Genomic DNA, 25,584 nt, shown 5'->3' on the forward strand with positions numbered 1-25,584 from the left:
ATTTAAACAAAAAAACCGATATCTGACTGAGCAGGTATCGGTTTCTTATTGTGCATTTATTTATTAGTCCTAATATCTAATCTGTTCCCAGCTCAAGTAAGCTGGCGTTACCACCAATCGCTGTGGTATTAATGGTTCTTACGCGTTCAGTGACGAAGCGATACAGATAATCAGGCGTGAGCATCTCTGACAAGCCTTCCATATCGGTAACAGCAATAACTTGCGTTAAGATACCATCGGTATTGGCAAGCTCCTGACTAATCGTTTGTACCTCGCTTTGATTACCAGCGACAGCCACTTGCGCTAGGCGGTCAATATATAATAGCGTAACGGTTTGCGAGTCATTAGCCACACTCAGCACATCATCACTAATGCCCGTCTCGTACAGTATTTTTGCAGCCTCATTGCACATCTCATCTTGGCTTGGGCAATGTAGTATCACCTCGTTACCAGTCAATAATGCGGCGATTAACTGCCCAAGTACTGCCATTGCGCGAGCAGACTCAGCGCCGATGACCATGGTTTTGCCACGAGCGGTTACGTATAAATCATTGGACTCACCCGTCGCGCCCGTCATACGGTGCACTTCATCTAGACTGGGCGCAGCACTCAATAAATGATTGAACAAACGCTTTGCTTTATTGGCATCGCCAGTCAGCAACGCCAATTTTGCAATAGCCGCTTGTAGATAAGTTGCGCGATTGACCGCGCCAAGTAATCGCCAAGATTCACAAACTTGGGCATGATTCTTTTTAAATTCAGTCGCCATCTTGCTACTCCTTATGCGATTTGTGTTTGAGTGAGTGATTCAGTCGTATTGTTTTGGTTTGCAGCGCTGCTATGCTCATTAGTCATTGACTCAGAGCGCAGCTGCATAAGACGGGACACGTAGTGCGGACCACCTGCTTTCGGGCCCGTACCAGAGAGACCACAACCGCCAAATGGCTGGACGTTGACGACCGCACCAATTTGGTTACGGTTGATATAGGTATTACCGACAAACGCACGGCGTTCAATATGCTCGACAATATTTTCAATACGGCTATGAATACCCAAAGTCAAACCAAAACCGGTACCGTTAATAGCATCAATAAGCTGATTGAGGTCAGTCGCTTGATAACGCAGTACATGCAATATCGGACCAAAATGCTCGCCACCGATGACATCAATGCTTTTTACCTCGATCGCCGTTGGCAATACAAAGGTAGATTGCTCTTGGCTGACAACCGAGCTGGCACTCATAGGTGTCTGCGCCAAAATAGTCGCCGTTGGCTCAGCGCTCATACGCTCGATATGAGCTTCTAGACTGCGCTTGGCATCCGCATCAATCACCGGACCTACATCTGTTGTTACGTGCAGTGGATTGCCAACGATCAACTCAGCCATAGTACCTTGCAGTAACTCGATTAAATCATCCGCGACTTCTTCTTGTACGCATAATATACGACACGCTGAACAACGCTGACCAGCCGAACCAAAGGCAGATAAGACAGCATCTTTAACCACCTGTTCAGGTAGTGCGGTTGAGTCAACAATCATAGCATTTTGACCACCCGTCTCAGCAATAAAGACCGGTAGCTCACCATTAGCTTGCACATGATTATTTAAGCTTTGGTTGATACGCTGCGCCGTTTGGGTTGAACCCGTAAAAATGACACCTGCAATATTATCCGCTGCCGTCAAAGCACCGCCAACATCACCCGCACCCGTCACTAGCTGTAATGCTTCTGCTGGCACACCTGCTTGGTACATTAATTGGGCAGCGAAATGCGCAATTAAGCTCGTCTGTTCAGCAGGCTTAGCCACCACAGTATTGCCTGCTGCTAGTGCTGCCACGATTTGACCCGTATAGATCGCCAATGGGAAGTTCCAAGGGCTGATACATACGAAAGTACCGCGTGCTTTATAAACTTGACGAGAATCTTTACCAGACAAATCGGTGAACTCATGCACTACAGTGTCTAAACGTTCTGCTTCGTCGGCATAAAAGCGACAAAAATCAACGGCTTCTTTAATTTCATCAATACCATCTTGCATGGTTTTACCAGCTTCAATCTGGCATAGCGCCATCAATTCCGCATAGTTTTCCTCATACAAGTCCGCTACTTTACGCAATATAGCAGCCCGCTGCGCTGCCGGTACTGCTTGCCACGCGCTTTGCCCTGCCACCGCCGCACCGATAGCTTGAACGGCCAAATCTGCATTGGCATATTTTACGTCACCAGCGATGACTTCATGATTCCAAGGCGCACGCACTTTCTGAGATTCAAGCTTATGAGTCTTACCATCCGCTTCGTATTCAGCAATCGCTTTACCATTAATAATAGAAGTCGCTGACCACGTTTTATGTAGATGGCTATCAATAGCCGCTTTAAACGGTAGCCATTGTGACTCCACAAAGATATTGGGACCGAAACTGGCACGGCGCTTACCATAGATATCTAACGGCAGCGGGATATCAGGATTGTGTAAGGTATCGTTGGTCAATAACTTATCGTATGGATGTACGGTTAGCTTGTCGATTGGATAAGACTTGTCTAATAGCTGATGGACAAACGAGCTATTGGCACCGTTCTCAAGTAAACGACGGACCAAATACGGCAACAAGTCTTTGTGCGCGCCAACCGGTGCATAGATACGTACCGGAATCTGATAGGCTTGCAGGATATGATCATAAAGCGCATCGCCCATGCCGTGTAGACGCTGAAACTCAAAATCTCGATGCGCACTCATGGTCATAATCGACGCTAGCGTGTGCGCATTATGCGTCGCAAACTGTGGCCAGATGAGTCCGCGTAAATGCTCGGATAATAAGAAGCGTGCGCAAGCAAGATAGGCAGTATCTGTACCTTCTTTACGTGTCCAGACTGGATAGCCTGACAGACCTTTTTGCTGCGCCAATTTAATCTCAGTATCCCAATACGCGCCTTTTACCAAACGCACTGGAATACGATCGCCGACTTCAGTTGCCAAGCGCGCTAACCATACTAAAATCGCAATCGCGCGTTTAGAGTAGCCTTGTACTACAATACCTAAGCCATCCCAATCAGCCGTCAAGTTATCACGGTATAGAGACTCAAATAGCTTTAAAGAAATCTCAAGACGGTCGGCTTCCTCGGCATCGATACTAATATCGACATTGACCTCTCGTGCCGCTTCAATCAATAGTAGGCAGCGTTGACGTAATAGACCCATGACTTGCTCTTCTTGGGTCGCTTCATAGCGCGGATGCAAGGCTGACAGCTTAATAGATACCGACGGCTTTGGCATACCCTCTTTAACTTTGATACTGGCAGTCGCTTTAATCGCATGCAGATAATCGTTGAAGTATTTTTCAGCGTCTTTATGGGTAATGGCCGCTTCACCTAGCATATCAAATGAATAGGTATAGCCTTTATTACGATATGGTTGGCTATTTTTATTCGCCCCTTCAATGGTTTCGCCCAATACAAACTGATGACCCATGATACGCATGGCTTTTTGCATCGCACTACGAATGACCGGCTCACCCATCTTTTTGGTCATACGATCCAAAAATCCTGAAGCGGTAGTATTGCTATCAATACTGACCACACGGCCGGTCATCATCATGCCCCATGTCGAGGCATTGACAATAAAACCATTGTCATTTTTGAGGTGTTTTTTCCAATCTGCCACACTCATTTTGTCATGAATCAGCGCGTCAGCCGTATAATTGTCTGGTACTCGAATCAATGCTTCGGCCAAACTCATCAGCAGAATACCTTCTTGGGTATCAAGGCTATATTCGAGTAATAACGAATCAACCATTTTCACAGCTTTGCCATCATTACGTACGTGCTCGACCAGTTGGCGTGTCTGCGTGGCAGCCGCTTCGCGTTCGCTATCAGTCGGCTTGGCAAGTGGCAACAACTGCGTTAACCAGCACTCTTCATCAACGCTATATAAAGGTGAGATACGAGCGTGCAGCGTTTCTGACGACTGGGTAATATAGTCTGGGGATAGCAAATCTGCTGGCTTAAATAAAATCGGCTCTTGCGGGGTAAACTGGTCTACTGGGTTCATAACAACTCCATAACTATCGTCTAAAAACCATAATAAATAGCGCGCTGGGAATTCTAGTGATGTTGTAAGACATTCATAACCGTTATTGAATTAAATAATTAAATTAAACAGTTAAATTGAATAATGATCATCAATGGATGTTTACAACAATCAGAGTCCCAACAGCGCCATCAAAAAACGAGGAAGTCCAGCATAGGCTGGAAGCGATCAAGTAGGTCGTTTTAGTGTTAAACGGGCTACGTTAACAATATAAAGGCAACAACGAACAGCTAAGCGGCATTAGTGCCTTCTTCTTGTTAGTAGTGAATGGAGAGTGATGCTCAGATGCAGTATGTTTTTAATAAAACCGGATCTATCATCTTATATGACGCAAATTCACTGTAAGAAAAACCTCTACGGCGTTGATTGAGGTGATGCGCTTAGCTTGGTCATGGTAGCATGAAAAAAAGCCTCAAAGCCCCGCTGTTACTTATTTTAACCAAGATATATGTTCTTTAAAAACAATTGGTTATTAACGCTATCGCAAATGTGACGCTTTGGTTATAGATAAAGGTTTACTATTAACCATTAATTATTTTTCTAATCAATTATTTGGATTTATTTACCATTACCATTTATCTTTAAACATAAAAAAACCCTCCTTATCAATTAATGAATAAGGAGGGTTTTTATAAACGGTTAAGTCTATTATAAATTTAGCTATTTATAACCATATAAATAATAGCTAAATCGATTATAAGAATACCAGTTTAGCCAACAAGATAGCCGTCAATACCCAAACAGCCATGGTAATCTCAGAGAATTTACCTGTCATCAGCTTGACGGCGGTAAAGGTAATAAAACCAAGCGCAATACCATCAGCGATAGAGTACGTAAGCGGCGTCAATAGCAATACAACAGCGACTGGAGCGGCTTCGGTTAAGTCTTCCCAGTTGATGTCTTTTAGGGTAAATAACATCAATACCGATACATAAAATATCGCGCCAGCGGTTGCATAAGCAGGAATCATACCAGCGAGTGGCGCAAAGAAAATACTCAGTAAAAACATCACGCCAACGGTCACGGCCATCAGACCCGTACGACCGCCTGAGGCAACGCCTGAGGCACTTTCGATATAACTGGTCGTCGATGACGTACCTAACATAGCACCAGCAACCGTCGCCGTTGAATCGGCAAGCAGCGCTTTGTCCATATTGGGGATATTACCGTCTTTATCGATTAAGCCCGCTTTATTGGCGATACCTACCAAACTGCCTGCGGTATCAAACAAATCAACGAATAAGAAAGCAAAAATCACACTAATCATGCCGATATCAAACGCGCCTGCAATATCAAGCTGCATGAGTGTCGGGGCAATCGATGGCGGCGTCGACATGATGCCAGTGAACTGCGTATGACCGGTGATTAAACTGATAATGGTTACGAGCAAGATACCAATGGTAACCGCGCCAGGAACTTTTTTATAGACCAAACCAATGATAATAAAGAAGCCAAACGCTGCCATCATTGGTGGAAATGACGTCATATCACCGAGCATTACTAAGGTGGCATCACGACCCACGATAATGCCGGAGCTTTGCAGAGCAATAAACGCCAAAAATGCACCGATACCAGCGACGATACCTTGCTTGAGGCTGTTCGGAATGGCATTAATAATCCACTCACGAATCTTAAATAGGCTCAACAGGATAAATAAACACCCTGATAAGAATACCGCACCTAACGCCGTCTGCCACGCATAGCCCATACCAAGCACGACGCCATAGGTGAAAAAGGCGTTTAGCCCCATACCTGGAGCTAATGCAACCGGCAATCTTGCGTAGATGCCCATAATAAAGCAGCCTACTGCCGCTGCTAAACAAGTAGCAACAAATACAGCGCCTTTATCCATACCCGCTTCGGCTAACACGTTAGGGTTTACAAAGATGATGTAAGCCATCGTCAAAAAGGTTGTAATACCGGCTAGAATTTCCGTTTTGATCGTGGTGTTTTCACCATTGATTCCAAAATAGCGTTCAATTGCATTCATAAGTGTCGCGCCCAGCTTGCTAGTGAAAAAACAAATTTATTGCGCCTAAAATAAAGAAGACGTCAGCAAAAAAATTGCGACGTCATTATCAAAAGGCAGCGGTAACAAAGTGCAACATTCTAGAGAAATTAGCGTGTAAATTCAATCATTACCCGTGCCTTGTGGGTACAAAACTGCAATTTAGCACCATTAACTGTGACTAAGCGAACAATGTTTCAGCGCTTAGTCAATCTTTATTATTATTCTTACTTCAAAGCTTTTTATTTATCATTTTACACTTTAACACTATAATAAATGACCTTTTCCTCATTTCACAGTACACTAGGGGGTTGTGGCGAGGAGACAGGATAAAAATCTGATGAGAATACCTGCTCGCCTCTAGCAGCTATAAGTATTTAGCCAACCCCATAAAAGCCGTTATTATTAATTACCCATGAGCCTAACCCATGCCTGAATCATTAAATATTGTCGACCTGATCACCCAAGCCAGTCTATTGGTACAGATTGTGATGGCATTGTTATTATTAGCCTCGTTACTCAGTTGGGTGATTATTTTTCGTATGAGTGCCCGTTTAGGTACGGCTAAAAACTTTGATCAACAGTTTGAAACTTGGTTTTGGTCAGGAGAAGATTTGGCGAAGCTCTATCAAGGCGTGCAAGGTTCACCTGAGCGCCAAGGTCTTGAGCAGATTTTTTATGTCGGGTTTTCAGAATACTTAAGAATGCATAAAAAACGCCAACCTAAAGATGACATTATCGATGGCGTTGAACGTAAGCTTCGAGTGGGATTGGGACGTCAGCAGCAGTTATTAGAGTCAGGATTGACGACGCTGGCAAGTATTGGCTCAGTCGCACCTTATGTTGGTTTATTTGGTACCGTTTGGGGCATTATGAATGCCTTTTTGGGACTGTCGCAAAGCGAACAAGCAACGTTAGCCACTGTGGCGCCCGGTATTGCTGAAGCCTTGATTGCTACTGCTATGGGTCTATTTGCCGCTATTCCTGCGGTATTGGCTTATAATCATTTTACCGCCAAATCAAGCCGCCTATACGACTCGCGTGCCTTATTCTGTGATGAGATGACGGGGATGCTACAACGCGAAACTAGTATCGAGAATCCGCAGCCTAGTACGCAAGTAAGCCCAGTCAATCCAGTTAATAAAAGCACTCAGGTAACTGGTCTATGAAACAAAGTCCCTATCGCCGTGAGAAAAAAGCGCTCAATGCGGAGATGAACGTTGTTCCTTATATCGACGTCATGTTAGTGCTGCTAGTGATATTTATGGTCACCGCGCCGATGCTGATTACAGGCGTCGACGTTGATTTGCCAAAAGAGCAAACCAATACCATGAGCCAAAGCCAGCTACCTGTGATTGTGTCCTTGACGGACAGTGGCGAGATTTTTATCAGTTATGAGAATAATATCGACTTGCCGATTAGCGAGCCGGAGCTGATTGATACGCTATCCAATCTGCAAACTCAAAGTAGCGAAGTGGGTGCACAGCCTTTACAAGTGATGATTAATGCCGATCAAAATAACCAGTATGGCGCTATCATGACCCTGATGGCAACCTTACAACAAGCAGGCATTCAAAAGGTAGGACTATTGACAGGCGCGCCTTTACCTGCGCCTGCATTATAATATCGCCCACTCTTAGCGCCGTTGGTTATAATAAAGTAGATAATTTGATGAAGCTCTTTTTCCAGTCTCATATTTTTCAGTCTCACGTTCTTAAGTGCCCTATTTTCGAGTACCGTATCCTTGAGTATCCTGTTTTCGAGTATCAGTGCCATGCGTAATGCACCGACCGTTTATGTGCCGACCGAACCTGAAGGTAACGGGCTAACCTTGCCTACGTTGCTCAGTTTACTGGCACATGGTCTTGTGATTGGTATCTTGATTTATAGCTATCAGAATATGGAAGTCGAGACTGCGGGCACTATTGAAACCGTCATGATATCCCCTGAGCAACTGGCTGAGATGCAAGGACAGATAATTGCCAATCGTGCAGCAGCGGCCAGCGCCATGCAGACCGACGGCAGTTCAAGTGGCTCATCAAGTAATATGTCAGAAAATAGCACTGATAGTAGTATCAGCTACGACAGCCAAACTCAGCCAAACTCTGAGCGTGTGCCTGTTTTTACTCATTCCAATGACCCCGCTAGTCGCCCGATGTTGATGAGCGAAGAGCAACACCAACGTCTACTTGAACAAAATCAAGATTATGAGCGTAATATGGCGGAATGGGCAGCGCAGTTAGATGAATCTGTGCTCGAAGAACATGATCAAGTTGAACAAGACAAAAGACAACAGCTTATTGAAGAGCAAAAAAGGTTGGGTGATTTTCGCAACAAACAAAATAACCCGCCTAAGATTAAACGCCCTACTGCTAATGATAGAAATATAGAAATCAATACCGGTGGTTCTGGCAGCGCAAGTCAAACGCTTAGCCTAGGAGATGATGGGCAATCAACATTATCTGGTGACGCCACGACCTCAAGTACCGCAAAAGGCAGCAGTCGCTCGGCATCAAGTGGCAACCGCGGTGCCAGCAACAGTGAAATTGTCAACCTTATCAAACGAAACTATAATCCGCCGACAGCAGCGAAGGGCTCGACGCAGCGCACCACCTTAACCATCACTGTCAATGCCAGTGGTAATGTGGTGAGTGTCTCCGCCTCAGGGCCTGACAGCGCGGTCAATGAAGCTGCTAAGCAAGCGGTGTTAAATACTGGCAGCTTACCGATTGATGCCGATGACCCTAAATATCCTACCTTTACCATACAGTTCAAGGGCAGCAATTAACCAGTTGCTCTAAGACGATATTATTGCTAACTTTAGCTTAAACATCATTGCTAACACTTTAGTTTGAATGACTTAATAATCACTACGACAAAATTATATCTGCTGCGATAGCATTTAACCGTTAGTTTACAGCCTATAACAAACATTATCCCAACCTAGGAGTTCGATTTGGTCATGCGCATCCATAAACAACTATGCCTCTCTTTACTTGCCAGCACCTCAAGCTTGATGCTTGCTCCTAGCGTCTTTGCGGCACCCGTCGTTTTAGAATTGGATTATGAGATTCCAGTACAGCAAAGCCAAGTGGCTTTTGTGCCCTTTGCCGGTGACACTACCTTATCGTCTATTATCTCGAATGATCTAAGCAAAACAGAGCTTAAAGTCACTAGCCAAAACCTACCGCAGCAGCCGCATAGTAGTAGCGAGTTAGCAGGCACGCTACCGGTTTGGCAAAGTATGGGCATTCCTTATCTTGTCATCGGTAGCACGCGAAGCAATCGCGGTAAAGTTGTTACCGACTATGAAGTTATTGAGGTTAAAACAGGACGCGTGATAGAAGGTAAGCAAACGTTAACTGCTGATAATAATAAAGAAAGCATGCGTTATGCAGCTCACGTTATCGCTGATAAAGTATATGAGCTTATCACCGGCATTCCCGGTGACTTCTCAGGACGTATTGCCTATATCGAAGAGATTGGCACTGGCAAAGAAAAAGTATCACGCCTAAAGATCATGGATGCTGATGGCGAAAACGCCAAAACTATTACAGAGGTGGCAGGCTCTATCTTCTCGCCTACATGGTCACCTGATGGCAATCGCATCGCCTATTCAGTCCAGCGCGACAAATCTTACCCTGTTATCTATATACAAAGCGTGAGCGGTGGTGGTGCGACACCATTAACGCCATTCCCAGGTAGCAATCTTAGCCCATCGTTTTCACCAGATGGTAGCAAAATACTGTTTTCTAGTAGCTTTGAAGGTAGTGCCGATATTTATGAGATGAGCGCTAGTGGCGGTCAGCCTCGACGTATCACCAATTGGCCAAGCAGTGAAGTACAACCAAGCTACGCACCAGATGGCAAATCTTTTGTCTTCGTGAGTGACCGTGCAGGGTTTAACAAACCGCGCATCTATCGTTATGAATTTGGTTCAGGACGTACGACTCAAGTATCAAATAGTGGTTATGCGACCAGCCCGCAGTTTAGTAGCGATGGCTCACAGATTGCTTTTTTAAGTGGTCGCTCAGCTGCCATCATGAATAGTGGTGGCGCAGTCACTGCCAACTTGGGCAATACCGGTATCGACGAAGCCCCAAGCTTTTCGCCCAATGGTAAGCGCGTGGTTTACGCCTCAAAGCAAGGCGGTAAAGGCGTACTGACCATCAAATCGCTGAACGGTGGCGAATCCTTTGGTAAATCTGGTCAGGGTACTATCCGCTCGCCTGTCTGGTCATCGAGCCCTAAATAGCTTAATTAACTTTTCGTTTTACAAGTTAATGAAACCCTAGAAACGAAATTTCAGATATAAAAAAGCGTCTAATAAATATTAGGCGCTTTTTTTGACTTCAAAGAATGGTGCGACTTTTATAGTTAAAATTAGCTATAAGTAAGTAAAAACCAATACTTAAAACTGTTAGCTAAAACATTAACTCATTGCATTACTCATCACTTGGATCGCTGGCTGGCGGAACCGCATGTCTTAGCTGTGCCACATCTTCAGCGGTAACCGTATCAGTAAAACCGTTTAAATCACTGACGACATACTGAGTGACCGCCGCCATCTGCTCATCATTCATCATCTTATGGAACGATGGCATGCCACGAAAGCCATTGATTAAGATATCAATGATGTAATACTTCGATTGCATTTTGCTGTTATTGGCGAGTGGCGGATAATAGCCTGCGCCATAAGCGCCCTCGCCTTTATGCATATGACAAGCAGCGCAAGAGTCGTGATACAGCTTTTTACCATCTGTCGTCACAAAAGCATTTGTTCCTTCAAACTTTGCGTCCCACTCAGCAATACTTGGATCATTTTCCATAGTAGGAAGTGAGCTGTGATCAACGATATTGATAGCAGGTGCTGCAAGCTCCTCACGACTCATATAAACGCCGCCCCAACTGCCTGTATTACGACTTGCTTGATAATCATCCGTTGTGACGGGGTCTTGCTCATGTATACTCGCCACCGTCTGTACGTCATCTGACTGTTGACTACAGCCTAAAAGTGCTGCACTACTCATCCCAGTCAGCAACATCACAGTCAGCAGTTTGGGTGTCATGTTTTTCATGACTTTTTTCTTCACGATTGCCTTCTTCACGATTGCATTGTCCATGATAGCCTCTGAATTCTTATAGTTATTCATATTAACCCAGCATTTTTGCTTTTTGGTGTAGGCGCTTGGCGGCATCCATACCAGATAAAATAGCGCCTTCTTGCCATGCCGGAATGTGTGAGCAATGCTCGCCCGTCAATACAATACGGTTATCAATACTGCACAAGGTGTCGTAATGCTGACGACGAGTCGACTCATTCCAAATACCATAACAACCAAGTGTCCATGGGATACGATGCCATACCACTGACGTACCGGCACGGAACTCTTTTGGATACTGAGGATGGATATATTTACCGTAGGCAAGCGCGACATTAATGCGCTCTTGCGGGGTTAAAGTATTAAATTTATAAGACGTTGGACCATAGCCATACGCACCTAATAACACCCCCGTACCGTCTTTGAACATATTTTCTGAAGGATAAGCAATCTGTGCAATAGGCATATCAGTATAAGTCAAACCGCCATAAATCCACTCATCCTCTTCCCAAAAGCGGCGATTGAACTCTAAGCCTACTTTATAAGAAGTCTCATAAGGTACCGCTGCCATCGCTTCTTTCATGGGTTTTGAGACGTTGATATCAAGTTGGGTCAGTACCGTTAAAGGAATATTACAGACACACCAATCAGCACGGATGGTTTTGGTCGCGCCATTTGGGCTGTTGCTATCAACATAATCTACGGTAACGCCGTTTTCATCTTGATGAATCTTAGTAACTTTGGCATTAAACTCAATCATATCGCGGCATTCGCGAGTGAACGCATCGCCGATTTTACCCATACCGCCAACAGGCTGAAACATCGTTGGCTGATGCGCATAGGTCATGTGGTTGCCATAAATATCTGCCCACATGCCTGAATCTAATATCTCACTGATAGGCAAAGGCTTTGATGGGGTTTCATCAGGCATCAAGCCACCACCCGGAAAAACACTATAACCACGATGCTTACTGGTCGCATTGCTGGCGCGGTAGCGATAATCTTTATCGAGCACACCCCAACCTTTTAAGCCTTCTAGTAGCTTCTCTTTATCTTCTTTATTAACTGAGCGATCAAGTCCGCCAACATTCACCGCTTTTGATAAAAGCTCAGACACATGGCCTTGGATATCATTTTTTACATCACCCAAGCGCTGCGGCACACCATTAAAATGGGTACTACGGTGCAAATAAGCGCGGTCATTGGTTTGAATAAATGGCTGCATCTCAACGCCGAACTGTTTGCAGTAATGGAAGACAGCATAATGATGACTAGGCAGACGCCATGGTCCACCATTGAAGTAATTACCCTCTTCGAAATCGCAAGTAACTTCTTCGCCGCCAAGCTCTGTATATTTATCACCGCTGTTGAGTGTCCAACTACGACCGCCGCCACGATTTTGGAACTCGAGGACTTTGACGTTATAGCCCGCTTTACGTAACTCGTAAGCCGCCGTCAGTCCGCCAAGACCAGCACCAAGAATGACGATACTAGCGCCCGGCGGTGCACCTTTCAGATCGATGGTTTCTTTAAAGCTCGATTCTGAGGCAAATCCTAACGTCGTCATCGCCTGATACATGGCGGTTGCGCCCGCTGTTTTACCAATCATCGAGAGCAGTTGGCGCCGCGTGGGTGATTGAAGCATGTCTTTCATAATAATATTCCTTGAAGTAGACGTTCGTGCATAACGGTAGGCAGTGGTTGTATTAATAAGCGCTTATTTTTATCGATAAGCATTTTTATCAACTTTCAGCTTGGTCTAATTCTGCGTTTATTTGCCAAACTGCCCTACTTACCGTATTCCAATTAATCCCTGTCTTATAATGATGGTCTAAAACGCATTTGTAAGATTAATAACCCGCTGTTTTATTCAATCTCTTGCTATCTGCACAGCCCCAATTTAAATAAATTAAATCAAAATCGTAATGATAAAAGTCATGACTGATAGCTAGTTTGTCATTAACGACGGCGCTTAGAACGTAAAATGGCTCGTATAATAAATATAATGACAAAAATAGCGACGATAATACCGATAATCGCCAGTAAGCCCGCGTACTTAATTAAGAAGGGCTTATCGACGCCTGTCGTCGCGATGCGATCGATATCGGCAGCACTTACCTCACTATTTGCATGACCACCAAAACTGGTACGGACGTAGTTGGTAATGCCAGCAATCTGTTCGCTGTTCAGCTCTTCTGAGAATCCTGGCATGATAGGTGACGTATTCGTCGCCCCTTCTACACCGTGAAGAATCATATTGACAAGCGCATCAGGCTTTTCGCGGCGAAGACTACTCAATCCAACGATAGGCGCATAACGTGCATCAGGCTGACCATAACCGTCGACCCCATGACAACTACCACATGCTGCTAGATATAAGGCTTTTGGTGAATTACTACCGCTGCTAACTTCTGCTTTTGCTTGGGCTAAGTAGTCTTTTTGCGCAAGCAAGTCATGAGTGATGGATTCATTGATGGGTGTTGGTAAACGTGCCACATTGACAGCAGATACCTTGTCATCGGTTTGAATAGCAGGTACGGCTTTTAGATAAGAGGCAATCGCGTTCAAATCTTCATTTTTTAGATAACGCGTACTGTGCGCGACTGCTTCACCCATCGGACCACCAGCATAGGCACGCTGATCAAGCTCGCCGGTACGTAGATAAGTGACAATATCTTGCTCACTCCAACTGCCAATACCACTTGATTCATCAGGTGTGATATTTGGCGCATGCCAATGACCGAGCTGCGCGCCTGATAAATACATTTTTTTATCAAAACCCATAGTGCTATTACGCGGGGTATGACAAGTACCGCAATGCTCTAGATTGTTGACCAGATATTCACCACGTTTTTGCGTCTCATTAAGCCCGTCACGCTTTTCAGTTGACGGTATATTGAGGAAATTCCAACCAAGCATTAAGCTACGGATGTTAAAAGGAAATGGCAGGTCAGTTTTTTGCTTAGGGGCTTCATCAACGGCCGGTACAGTTTGCAAATAAGCAAACAATGCGCTGATGTCTTCTTCTTTCATACCACTATAAGAAGGGTACGGCATGGCCGGATACAGCATATGGCTGGGCGCACGACCCTTTTGTAGAGCGTTCTTTAGATCCGCTTCGGTATAATTGCCGATACCGTAACGTTTAGAAGGGGTAATATTGGTTGAATAAATATCTCCCATCGGAGTTTCAATCGCTGTACCGCCAGTGTAGTTCTCGCCATGGCAGGCCATACAGTCAGCAGCACGAGCAATGTAGGCACCGCGATTGACAAGCTCGCTATTGGCAGGGCTTACATTAGGCAAGCTAGCATTGGGTAAGTTGGCATTAGGAAGGTTAGCACCTTCAGCCATCACGGCACTGGAGGTCATACCAATGACAAGCATCGATAACATCACAGAAAGTGGCTTCATAATATCCTCATATAGCTGGCACCTAGGGTGTTGTAATTATTGTTGGGACGAGGCATTTGATGTTGAGCAAATGATATTGAGTAAAGTCTTACGACTGGTCATACTCAACGAATAGTCCATTAAATGATGTAGCAAATCGTCCATAAATGCTTAATAAAGGAGTGTGATAAAAACAACTTAATAAAAGTAGTTAATAAATATAGCTATTGAATATAGTTACTAAAGAATGTCTACTCACCTCACTAATGTAAGACTATTTCACTACTATTACTTGAATAGTAACTCATTTACTGCATGTTTTTACAAAACTTAAAGAAACGTTGAATCCATGCTAACTCTTAGTTAGATGATATGCTTTTTTATATTATAATTATAAATAATACAATAAATCCCTTTAAAAACAATTACTAAAGTCGTATTAACACTTAATTTATTTATGAAAACGAATATATAGAGTGATTTATATTCTAAAACTTGTCTTTATTAGTTGTTTTTGATAATTTTGAGCGTACATAATAGATACATAGCTATGAGTTAGTGACAGCCTGATTTCGAGGAAAATTATTGTATTACTAACAAATCCTCTTTTGCGTCTTACCTTATTTTGTTTATGATGAGCGCTATTTTAACGTTGCACTATTTTAATGGTGCTACTTATCGCCTGAGATGTTTTATGAAATCATTTGCCTTTATAACGTTACTTGCAGCGACGATGCCTTTGACAGCTTGCCAATCTTTTCAATTTGTCGAGAGTCCCATCCCTGTAAAAAACGTTCCTATACAAACTGTTCCCGCCAAAGCGGTCATTGTTGACAGCATATACGCTACGACTGCACCTGCTTCTGATACCACCGCGCCTACTAAAACTATTTCTACTCAAAGTATCTTTGATAAAGTCTCAATACAAAATAACGCGCCATAAAACCAATAAAAAAGCAGATACCGGATGGATATCTGCTTTTATGTTTTACGCTTAATAAATTATCTATAGCGACTGCTTACTCTAACTGTCAGAAGCTGCTATTTGTGGTTTAGGCTGATGTTTAATAATGGTCTTAGCCAAATGGTCGCCAAACCAAATAGCGGTATTGATATCGCCTTCTCCGGGTGTTTTCTCAGGTGGGCCGTCAAGCGACTGGGTCATCAAACCCAAAAAACTTGAGAGACGGTTTAAGTCATGCGCTTCGTGACCCGTTGGCATTAGCGGCATACCTATCCAATTCATCCCATGTTGCATGGTATAGAGACAAATCTGCTGTAGGACGGCAAGCTTATCACCGCTAAGACCCCCTGAATTGGCAAAACCTGCTGCCCACTTCCCTTCCCATTTCCGATGATACCAACGTTTGGAGGTCTCATCCATAAAAGTCTTAAAACCTGCCGTCACGCTGCCCATATACACGGCGCTACCAAACACCAGTAAATCAGCTTGATCCAAAAAATCCCAATCGACATCATGAACATCGACCGCCTTGACCTGTGTTTCCGCTAATTGCTGACGCGCACCCATCACCACCGCTTCGGCGACGCGTTTGGTATGGCCGTAGTTACTATGGTAGATAACAGCCATCGATAAGTTGGCAACATCATTATCATGGGTTGAAATGGCAGACGCTGTGACAGATGTATTCATACAAACTCTAATAATGGCAATTAAAAATGAAGTAAAAATAGAAAATAAAGAAGGGAGTCCGGTGAACTATCGCAATATGACCAGAACTCTTAACTAATCGAGAAAACTAGCGTATTTATTATGGCATAACTACTTTATAGAAGCGCTGCGGCTAATAATCAATGCCATACGTCCTGTTGCAGGCTGCCCAAGATGCGTTTGACGCCGATAAGAATAATAATGTGGGTCAGCATAGCTGCAAGGTACAGCGGAATCATTGCTGACTATAATTCCTGCGCTATTTAATTGATCAGCGGCAAGCCTTGGTAAGTTCAGCTTAATTTTATCCGTCTCAGTAGCTAAGACGTAACGTTCTTCAAAGCTCTCTAAATGCTGCATTAATAAAGCCTGATTATCGATACAGCCTGCCAGCAGCTTATCTCGTACTTGCCTGCCGACTTCATAGTTTTCTTGACTGATACAAACCCCAATCCATGCCATGATTGGTTCAGCACCGCTAAAGCGCTCAGCCGTTGCTTTTATGACACCGCATGCCAGCCCTTGCCAGCCTGCATGGATAGCAGCTATCTGCCCCGTTGCTGGCTGGTATAGAACTATCGGCACACAATCGGCGGTCATAATCGCAAGCCCCAAGTCCGCTTGTTGGCTGACCATGGCATCGGCAGCCATAGGCTCCATACTGAGCGCTGTCTTGTCAATGTCATGGATATGATTACCATGAACCTGATTGACCCAGTACAAGCTATTAATAGGCTTGAGCTGCTTTTCTGTTAATTGCTCATTGATAGCCGTTAATAGACGCATGCGATTGTCTAAGACTTTTTTAGCGTTATCATTAACATGCAAGCCTAAATTTAACGAGCCATAACTTGTCTGACTTTTCTCGTCTGTTGGGCGATAATCTTTTAAATTAACTGCACTAGCACCGTTATTATCATCGCTAGTAAAAGCGGCGGTTTGGAAAACCGCCACGTCATCAAGCTGAGCGAGCAAGGTAATAGGCAGATTGTTTGTTATGCTAGGCATGGTCGGCGCACCAGTTTTATCGTTATTATTAAAGCATTACCGCTAATTTATGCTTCTTAAATAAACATCATTAAGTCATTAATGATTATTCTTCGTCATAACCATCGCTTAAGACCGCCATCAATTGCTGCATGTCTTCAGGAATTGGTGTTGTGACTTCGATATCTTCGCCCGTCGTTGGATGAACGAAACCTAAGGTATAGGCATGCAAGGCTTGGCGCGGGAAATTATTAATCGCTTGACGCTGCACTTCTGTTAAACCCGCACGCAATTGACGACGACCACCGTATACGCGGTCACCGACTATCGGATAGGTAATATGACTAAGATGCACACGAATTTGGTGTGTACGTCCTGTCTCCAGACTGACGTCCACTAAACAATAGTTATCGTTAAGCGGGGTCACGGTTAATAAATGCGTGACTGCCTCACGACCTGCCGTCATCACCGTCATTTTGGTACGCTGATTGCGATGGCGACCAATCGGCGCGTCAATACGGCGATGACGCAATAAACTTGCCGCATCCCCTGCGACCACACATTGATAATGACGATAGACAGACTTGTCTTTTAGCTGCTCCATCAATGCCATTTGCGCGGGCTTGGTTTTACCAATTAGCAATAGCCCTGAGGTATCTTTATCAATACGGTGTACCAATCCGGCACGCGGCAGATGGTGCTGCTGCGGATAATGATATAGGAGCGCATTCACCAAGGTACCCGTCTGATTGCCAGCACCAGGATGGACAACCATACCGACAGGTTTATTAATCACTAAGACATCATCATCTTCATAAACCACCTCGAGGTCGATATTCTCTGGCTGATCTTCACTATGCTGCTCTAGGGTCGTCGATAAATGCAAGATATCACCAGCTTTGACGCGAATTTTTGGCTTTTGTACACTACCGTTATAGAGCAAGCTGCCATCACCAATCCAACCTTGTAGCTGTACACGTGAAAAATCGGTAAATATTTTTGACGCCAGTTTATCAATACGTAAACCCGCTTCGTCTTCTATTACCGTATGTGTAACATCAATGATGACAGGAACCGCTTGCCCAGCGACTGGCGCGGCACCATCGCTTTCCTCATCTTCATCATCAATCACGTCGCCGTCCATCAATTCATCGAGCTCGTCATCGTCATCGGAGATATCTTGTATCTGCTCATCGAGCGCACTTTCATTGTCATCAAGCAGCTCATTTTCCTCTAATAACTCATTTGGCATCGTTGATTTTTGCACAGGTGAACCTTTCGTTGGTAAAGCTTTCATGGCTAATTTTTGCGCCGATAGCTCTTGGGCGGTTAGCACTTCTGATGTTGAAAGATCAGCATCTAGGGATTTATTTTTAGGTAGTTTAGTCGTCATAGCATCATTATTCATAGCGGATTCATACATAGCAAAGTCGCTTACGGTTTTGTAAGCCGACTTCATAAGGAAGCAGACTAGCGCTTACTGACCATTAAAAATAAACAAGGTCAAAAAAAGCAACAGTCACATCGTCATAGTGTAACACGCTGAACGTCTAAGCCCTACAGAAGCTGTGTGTTATCTATAATTTTATCACTGTCATACGATTGTCATGAGATGGCTGTTTAGCGCTGAGGTGATGTAGGTTACGCGGTCTATTAACTCTCTAAAATATGACTTGGCTGTAATTTACTGTATATTTGCTCCTGTCAGCCATATTCAATATCGCTCGTGACGGCGGCTCATGCTAAACTACGGAACAATGTCACCATGGCCACCATACATAAAGCATTAGTGCAACCATATATAAAGTATTGGTCGTTTAACTACAAAATAGATAACGAAAAAATAGACGAAGCAAACGTTATTCTATAAAGTAAGCCATGTTTTGCTGTATGCTGTGGCACTGAATTTTTAAAATAAGAATTTTAAAATAATTGATGTTATTAACATTGGCAAAATTGCATTCGATAAAAATCATGTTGATAATGAGTGTGCTTATTGATAGCGCCTACTCGATAGCAGACAGTTAGCGGATGCCGCAAGCATCGTTTTTTATTATTACCTTTATTACCCTTTTACTATTTAGCCTAATAGCGTCGCTGCTATTACGCGTCTTGTGTCGGAGAAGAAGTATGCAAGCTGTTGGCAATACGTTTATCAAACTGTCCTCAATCACCCTACTTGCGCTAAGCGTTAACTTGGTGGGTTGTCAAACGTTTAAAAACCTCACTGGCGGTAAAGACGTGGATGCGGTTGAAACTGCTGAGAAGTCAGAGCAAGGTTATTATAACGAAGCCATCGCCCAGATTGATAAAGGTCGCTACACGCAAGCTATCGAAGATTTAACCAATCTTCGCACCTTCTATCCAACCGGACAATATGCCGAGCAAGCATTGCTCGATATGATGTACGCCCAATACGAAAGTGGCAAGTTTGAGACCGCTGCAGCCAGCGCTGAGCAATTCATTAACCTATATCCTTCTAATCCGCAAGTCAGCTATGCTTACTACGTACGCGGCGTGGCCAATATGCAAGGCTCATCAGAAGGCTTAAAACTGTTTAAGCTCAATCAAGCTGAGCGTGATACCGCGTATTTGCGTATTGCCTTTGCTAATTTCCAAGAGCTTATCAATAAATACCCTAACAGCCCTTATGCGCCTGACGCCGCACAGCGCATGACCTTTATCTATAATCAGTTCGCCGAAAGTGAGATGAGCGCGGCAAACTGGTATATCGAGCGCGAAGCCTATGTCGCTGCGGTAAACCGTGCCAAGTGGGTGTTCCAATATTATCCATTAAGTGAATCTGTGCCTAACGCCCTTGCAGTATTGGCTTATAGCCATGAAAAACTCGGTCTTGACGACTTGGCAAAAGAATATAAAACTCTGTTGCAAATCAACTATCCAAATATGCTCAGCGCTGATGGACGCGTCAAACTCAATACCAAACGTGAGCGCACTTTGTTTACTAAATTGACCTTTGGGCAATTGAACCGCTTTAACAAAGACACCTCAGTTGCGACAGGCGATTACAATGGTGCTACCAAAACCCAAGTGATCCGTAATGCCAGCCAATTAAGATTGCCAAGTGATAATGCGGCAGCAGCCAATGCTAATGCACCTCTAAATATGTCTCCTAAGCGCGCTAATAGCGGTATCAATGTTGGCTTAGGTTTACCTGAAGCATCAGCTGAACGCGTGACCAGTCAATCGAGCACCGGCGATGCCGCCAGAGAAGCCGATGTCGATCCACAAAACGTCAATCCTGTACGCCGTACCACATTACCTGCTGAGTAGGCTGATACTACTCTCGTCTATTTTAGACGCTTAGCGCCTATCATCAAAAACAAGGTCAACATTCTGTTGGCCTTGTTTTGCTATATATCGCTTAATCTGTCTGTTCCAAAATAATTGACCTATGGTAAACTGTTTTTTGCATGAGCATCCCAAATCATATTCTTGAGCAATTAAATAGCCAAGCTGACTTAATCAGTATCATTGGGCGTCATACCACGCTTAAACGTGCCGGTAGTGAGTACAAAGGCTGCTGCCCGTTTCATGGCGAAAAGTCGCCCTCTTTTTATGTCAATCCGCAAAAAAACATCTATCACTGCTTTGGCTGTAGTGTCGGTGGTAATGCCATCAGTTTTTTACGTGATTATGAAAACTTAACTTTTATCGAAGCGGTTAATGAGCTGTCCAAACAAACGGGCATCGAAGTGCCAAAAGAAGAGCAGCAAAATGTCAGCTATCAGCGTAGTAAAAAACAGCCAATTGTAAAGCCCGTAGTAGCAACTCACACACCGAAAAAACATTCAAACACTGAGCAAGTATCTGCTGATACGTCATCAGGGCATGTGCAATCGGATTATAACGATAGTAATTATAATAATAGCAATAGCTATGAGAACTACCCGCCACTAGGTTCCTATGACTCTATGCCTTATATGGCGGATGATTATGGTTCAGATGCTTATAATACAGAGCATCAAGCTGATAATGGCTATCCGCCTGCATGGTTGACTAATGATGCTGATACTACCGCTCTCTACGATGACAATAGTGCCTCTGATAAAGACGGCAATCTTTATGAGCTATTAGAGCAGATACAGCAGTTTTATCAGCACAATCTCACCATTCATCCGCATGCCAACCATTATTTTTTATCACGCGGTATCACAGAAGATATTTTTGAAACCTTTGGTCTTGGCTATGCGCCATTTGGTTGGCAGCATCTTGAGCATCAATTCCCGCAGGATATTGAAGGCCTTAAAGCATTAGGCTTAGTACGCAAATCAGAATCAGGGCGTGATTACGACTTGCTTCGTGATCGGGTTATTTTCCCGATTCGCGATAACCAAGGTCGTACCATTGGTTTTGGTGGTCGCGCGCTCGATGACGAAGTGAAGCCCAAATATATCAACTCCTCTGACTCACCCGTTTTCCATAAGCAGCACGTACTATACGGCTACTATGAATCTCGCCAGCAGCGCGCAAATGATTGGCTGGTGGTCGAAGGCTATATGGATGTCATTGCCCTTTATCAAGCTGGTATCTATGGTGCCATTGCTTCTATGGGTACGGCGATTAATGAGAGTCAAATATCACGGCTATTGACATTAAACCCTACCCTGACATTGAGCTTCGATGGTGATAGCGCGGGGCAAAAAGCCGCTTGGCGTACCCTTGAAGTCGCTCTGCCCGTGCTTGGCGATGATAAAGAGCTGCGGTTTTTAACCTTACCTAACAATCATGACCCTGATACTTTTATTAAAAGTCAGGGTGCAGATGCGATGCGCGAACAAATCGCTACTGCCATGCCGCTATCACAGTATATTTTTGCCTATTTAAGTGAGCGTTATGACTTGACCTTGGCCGAAGGTAAAGCCAAGCTTATGTCACAGGTACGGGCGTTGACCACCGCTCTACCTAAAGGCAGTAGCTTTCGCTATCTTTTGAACAATGATATTTATCAAAAGCTTGGCGGTAAACGCAATCAGAACAAAGATGCTAAAGACGCGCTGCTAGATTTTGATGGTGATATGACCATCAGTCAGCAGCTGCAGCTGTGCTTTTTATTCCAACCGCGCGCCTTAAGTGATGACCCTATCGAAGCCATTTGGCAGCAGGCAGGTATTAATGAGTTACAGCTGCCGGCTCATATTAAACAAAAAGCCTCTGCCGATACATTGCGTCCACTAGCGTGGGAGGACTTGCAAGATAATGCTCTGCTCGATATCGTCAGCACCATTAAGCGCTGTCTTAATTATCTGCCAAAAGACGTCAATGCAGCGGCACACTTTATTTTATCCAATGTCAAACCAACAACCCAAGAGACGCTTAGCCGCGATTGGGGCGGATTTTATAAAGCGCTTACCACGCGCAATATCTTAAGCCTTGATGGTTTGGTTGAGGAATTGGTCAGCCAGTTGATTGAACGGCATATGAAGAAAAAAATCCAAGATTTGGTGAAAAACCCTGACAATATAAAGCTGGCGATTGTCCGTAAGCAATCACAATTATTAAATGACTGGTTACGCGCTCAGCAAGCAGAACAATCGGCACAAATGGCAACGGTGAAATCTTAACGGCTATTCTATGACACGTCCTATATTTTATTTATAGGCAGCAACCCTTTAAAAGCATCGCAGTTGCCCCCACTATTAATGATTATGCCAAGTTGCATATACAGCCCTCAATTAGGCTACTGATAAAAAACCAATGGGTGAAAAATAATTGGTAGATAAATAGCAGCGAGCATCACTAGCTCGTGCTTGATTATGCTGGTTTGTGTTAAACTGTGTCGCTAACTATTTATAGCACGACTTAATAGATGACGATAAACCCGCATCATTAAGCACTGTTTTAGGTAAAAACACAGCTTTAGGTATACATTTTTAAATGCGCTTTTTAAAAGATAAGTTTTAAAACGCCGTATTTTTGGATTGCCATTTTTTAGCTCACAGTATTCTTAGGTAGTGTTGTTTTTTAATTAATAGTATTTTTTAGATAATATGATTTTGAAGTATTTTGCGCATGACCAATTTTTAGCGGTTTTTTAGTATTGTAATTGTAGTATTTTGAGCCTTTATTCATATCCACTCATTTTTGTTATTATTGACAACCTTTACGCCATATCTTGATGAATCGATTGATTATATCAACGCACCCAGCGAGCGATAGCGAGTCACAATATAAAAATGTCCGATACAAGCAAGCGAGTATTTATGAACGATAAGTCAGTTTCTAAGTCCACATCTCAACTGGCCACCTTAATCCAAATGGGTAAAGAGCAAGGGTATTTGACCTATGCTGAGGTGAATGACCAACTGCCCGACTCTATTACTGAAAGTGATCAGATTGAAGATATCGTGCAAATGCTAACGGACGTTGGCATTAAAATTTTTGAATCTGCGCCCGATGCCGATGACATCTTGATGAACGATGATTCAAATGATGACGAATCAGCAGCCGATGAGGCAGCCGCAGTATTAGCAGCAGTTGAGACCGATCCTGGTCGCACTACTGACCCTGTGCGTATGTATATGCGTGAAATGGGTACGGTTGATCTCTTAACCCGTGAGGGCGAGATTGCCATCGCCAAGCGTATCGAAGAAGGTATTCGTGACGTGCAGCATGCCATGTCTTACTGGCCGGGCACAGTGCAGTTCGTCCTTGACGAGTATCAAAAAGTACAAGATGGTGAGAAAAAACTGTCTGATGTTATCACTGGTTTTTTAGATCCTGAAACTGAAGCAGACAAGATCGCTGCCCAAGAAGCCAAAGAAGCGGCGAAAGAAGAGCGCGAGCGTATTAAAGAAGAAAAGGAAAACCCGCCTGTTATCAAAGCCAAAGTAAAAGCGGCGCGCGATGATGATGACGAAGACGAAGAAGAAGTTGAAGAAGAAGCCGAAGAAGAAACCGGCGGTATCGATCCAGAAGAAGTACGTCTGCGCCTAGAAGAGATCGAACACTTATTTATCAAAGCCAAACAAGCCTTGCTTGATTATGGCCGTGGTAGCGTAGAAGCCGATACTGCGTATTCTTTACTTGCTGAACGCTTTATGATGCTCAAGCTAAACAATCGTTTGTCAGACCAAGTCATGGCTATCATGCATGATGTTTATGATGATGTGCGTAAACAAGAGCGTCAAATCATGCGTTTGGTCATTCGCCGTGGTCGTATGCCGCGCGATGAGTTCCGTAAAACTTTCCCTAGCAATGAAACCAACGTTGATTGGCTCATTGAGCGTATCAAAGGTAAGCCTGCTTTTGCGGGTACGCTAGAAAAAGTCGCTGACGATGTGATTTTACTACAACGTAAAATTCGTGATTACGAGCAACAGCTCGACATGAAAATTCACGACATGAAAGACGTTGCCCGTCGTATGGCGGTTGGTGAAGCCAAAGCGCGCCGTGCCAAGAAAGAGATGGTCGAAGCTAACCTACGTCTGGTAATTTCTATCGCTAAGAAATATACCAACCGTGGTCTACAGTTCTTGGACTTAATCCAAGAAGGTAATATCGGTCTGATGAAAGCGGTCGATAAATTTGAATACCGCCGTGGTTATAAATTCTCGACCTATGCTACTTGGTGGATTCGTCAGGCGATTACCCGCTCTATCGCTGACCAAGCACGCACGATTCGTATCCCTGTGCATATGATTGAGACCATTAACAAGATAAACCGTGTCTCACGTCAATTGCTGCAAGAGATGGGTCGCGAGCCAACGCCTGAGGAATTAGGCGAACGCTTAGAGATGGACGAAGTTAAAGTCCGTAAAGTGCTAAAGATTGCCAAAGAGCCTATCTCTATGGAGACGCCTATCGGTGACGATGAAGACTCACACCTAGGTGACTTTATCGAAGATGGTACGATTTCAAGCCCTGTTGATGATGCGACCGCAGCTGGTCTGCGTGAAGCCACGCGTGACGTATTGGGTAATCTGACTGAGCGTGAAGCACGTGTGCTAAAAATGCGTTTTGGTATCGATATGCCAACCGATCATACGTTAGAGGAAGTTGGTAAGCAGTTTGATGTGACACGTGAGCGTATCCGTCAGATTGAAGCAAAAGCACTACGTAAATTGCGTCATCCATCACGTTCTGAGCATTTACGCTCTTTCCTTGAAAATGACTAATTGAAATAGTATGTGCTAAGCACATATCAACATTCTTAATGACAAACTAAAAAAGCTGAGCATGTCTCAGCTTTTTTGTGCTTGTTATTTGATGCCGGCTATTTGATGGCTGTTATTTAATAGCTATTAGTTTTTATCCATTAAATATTGAGCCGCTATAGCATTACATAAGCAATTAATTCATAAGAATATTGCCTTTAT

At 43.9% G+C, this 25,584-nt stretch carries 17 protein-coding genes; 8 read left to right on the forward strand and 9 right to left on the reverse strand.

Going from position 1 to position 25,584, the window contains the following annotated elements:
• Positions 1–76: 76 nt before the first annotated feature.
• The 3 genes from AC2FA3_RS07945 to AC2FA3_RS07955 form a co-directional block, all read right to left on the reverse strand.
• On the reverse strand, positions 77–769 hold the full coding sequence (locus AC2FA3_RS07945) for a 1-pyrroline-5-carboxylate dehydrogenase (RefSeq protein WP_201612347.1): 693 nt from the start codon (positions 767–769) through the stop codon (positions 77–79).
• An 11-nt stretch (positions 770–780) separates the two neighbouring features.
• Positions 781–4,044, reverse strand: a complete 3,264-nt coding sequence (gene putA / locus AC2FA3_RS07950; protein ID WP_490509122.1) for a bifunctional proline dehydrogenase/L-glutamate gamma-semialdehyde dehydrogenase PutA — start codon at positions 4,042–4,044, stop codon at positions 781–783.
• A gap of 733 nt (positions 4,045–4,777) precedes the next feature.
• Complete coding sequence (locus tag AC2FA3_RS07955) at positions 4,778–6,073, reverse strand: NCS2 family permease (protein WP_201612345.1); 1,296 nt, start codon at positions 6,071–6,073, stop codon at positions 4,778–4,780.
• Positions 6,074–6,519: 446 nt separating this feature from the next.
• Between AC2FA3_RS07955 and tolQ the strand changes: the two genes are divergently transcribed.
• The 4 genes from tolQ (at position 6,520) to AC2FA3_RS07975 (ending at position 10,346) form a co-directional block, all read left to right on the forward strand.
• Positions 6,520–7,260: a protein TolQ gene (gene tolQ, locus AC2FA3_RS07960; protein WP_201612344.1), complete on the forward strand. Its 741-nt coding sequence runs from the start codon at positions 6,520–6,522 to the stop codon at positions 7,258–7,260.
• Entirely contained in the window at positions 7,257–7,715 is a 459-nt protein-coding gene (gene tolR / locus AC2FA3_RS07965) for a protein TolR (protein WP_201543062.1), read from the forward strand. Before tolQ ends, tolR begins: the two co-directional genes overlap by 4 nt.
• A gap of 120 nt (positions 7,716–7,835) precedes the next feature.
• Positions 7,836–8,879, forward strand: a complete 1,044-nt coding sequence (locus tag AC2FA3_RS07970; protein ID WP_490509123.1) for a cell envelope integrity TolA family protein — start codon at positions 7,836–7,838, stop codon at positions 8,877–8,879.
• Positions 8,880–9,053: 174 nt separating this feature from the next.
• Entirely contained in the window at positions 9,054–10,346 is a 1,293-nt protein-coding gene (locus tag AC2FA3_RS07975) for a hypothetical protein (protein WP_490509124.1), read from the forward strand.
• A gap of 190 nt (positions 10,347–10,536) precedes the next feature.
• Here the strand turns inward: AC2FA3_RS07975 and AC2FA3_RS07980 are convergent, their stop codons facing one another.
• The 3 genes from AC2FA3_RS07980 to AC2FA3_RS07990 all read right to left on the reverse strand — a co-directional run bounded on the left by AC2FA3_RS07980 (position 10,537) and on the right by AC2FA3_RS07990 (position 14,607).
• Positions 10,537–11,244, reverse strand: a complete 708-nt coding sequence (locus AC2FA3_RS07980; protein ID WP_490509125.1) for a c-type cytochrome — start codon at positions 11,242–11,244, stop codon at positions 10,537–10,539.
• Position 11,245: 1 nt separating this feature from the next.
• Entirely contained in the window at positions 11,246–12,847 is a 1,602-nt protein-coding gene (locus tag AC2FA3_RS07985; protein ID WP_490509126.1) for a flavin monoamine oxidase family protein, read from the reverse strand.
• A 305-nt stretch (positions 12,848–13,152) separates the two neighbouring features.
• Complete coding sequence (locus AC2FA3_RS07990; protein ID WP_201612341.1) at positions 13,153–14,607, reverse strand: cytochrome c; 1,455 nt, start codon at positions 14,605–14,607, stop codon at positions 13,153–13,155.
• Positions 14,608–15,280: 673 nt separating this feature from the next.
• Here AC2FA3_RS07990 and AC2FA3_RS07995 point away from each other — a divergent pair.
• A complete protein-coding gene (locus AC2FA3_RS07995; protein ID WP_201612340.1) occupies positions 15,281–15,529 on the forward strand; it encodes a hypothetical protein in 249 nt (82 codons plus the stop codon).
• A gap of 81 nt (positions 15,530–15,610) precedes the next feature.
• On the opposite strand, the gene AC2FA3_RS08000 is transcribed toward AC2FA3_RS07995, so the two are convergent.
• From AC2FA3_RS08000 to AC2FA3_RS08010, 3 genes are all read right to left on the reverse strand, one after another.
• Entirely contained in the window at positions 15,611–16,240 is a 630-nt protein-coding gene (locus AC2FA3_RS08000; RefSeq protein ID WP_490509127.1) for a flavodoxin family protein, read from the reverse strand.
• Between the two features lie 129 nt (positions 16,241–16,369).
• Positions 16,370–17,266, reverse strand: coding sequence for a purine nucleoside phosphorylase YfiH/LACC1 family protein (locus AC2FA3_RS08005; protein ID WP_490509128.1), 897 nt, complete (start codon positions 17,264–17,266; stop codon positions 16,370–16,372).
• Between the two features lie 85 nt (positions 17,267–17,351).
• Positions 17,352–18,653 (reverse strand): RluA family pseudouridine synthase, encoded by a 1,302-nt coding sequence (locus tag AC2FA3_RS08010; RefSeq protein WP_490509129.1) that lies wholly within the window; start codon positions 18,651–18,653, stop codon positions 17,352–17,354.
• 722 nt (positions 18,654–19,375) lie between these two features.
• Between AC2FA3_RS08010 and AC2FA3_RS08015 the strand changes: the two genes are divergently transcribed.
• The 3 genes from AC2FA3_RS08015 (at position 19,376) to rpoD (ending at position 25,383) form a co-directional block, all read left to right on the forward strand.
• Entirely contained in the window at positions 19,376–20,539 is a 1,164-nt protein-coding gene (locus AC2FA3_RS08015) for an outer membrane protein assembly factor BamD (protein WP_490509130.1), read from the forward strand.
• A gap of 140 nt (positions 20,540–20,679) precedes the next feature.
• Positions 20,680–22,830 carry a DNA primase gene (locus tag AC2FA3_RS08020; RefSeq protein WP_490509131.1) on the forward strand — a complete coding sequence of 717 codons (2,151 nt, stop codon included), beginning with the start codon at positions 20,680–20,682 and terminating at the stop codon, positions 22,828–22,830.
• Positions 22,831–23,469: 639 nt separating this feature from the next.
• Complete coding sequence (gene rpoD, locus AC2FA3_RS08025) at positions 23,470–25,383, forward strand: RNA polymerase sigma factor RpoD (RefSeq protein WP_201543071.1); 1,914 nt, start codon at positions 23,470–23,472, stop codon at positions 25,381–25,383.
• Positions 25,384–25,584 lie beyond the last annotated feature (201 nt).

It is taken from the genome of Janibacter sp. CoH_79_TC_3 (assembly GCF_058197955.1).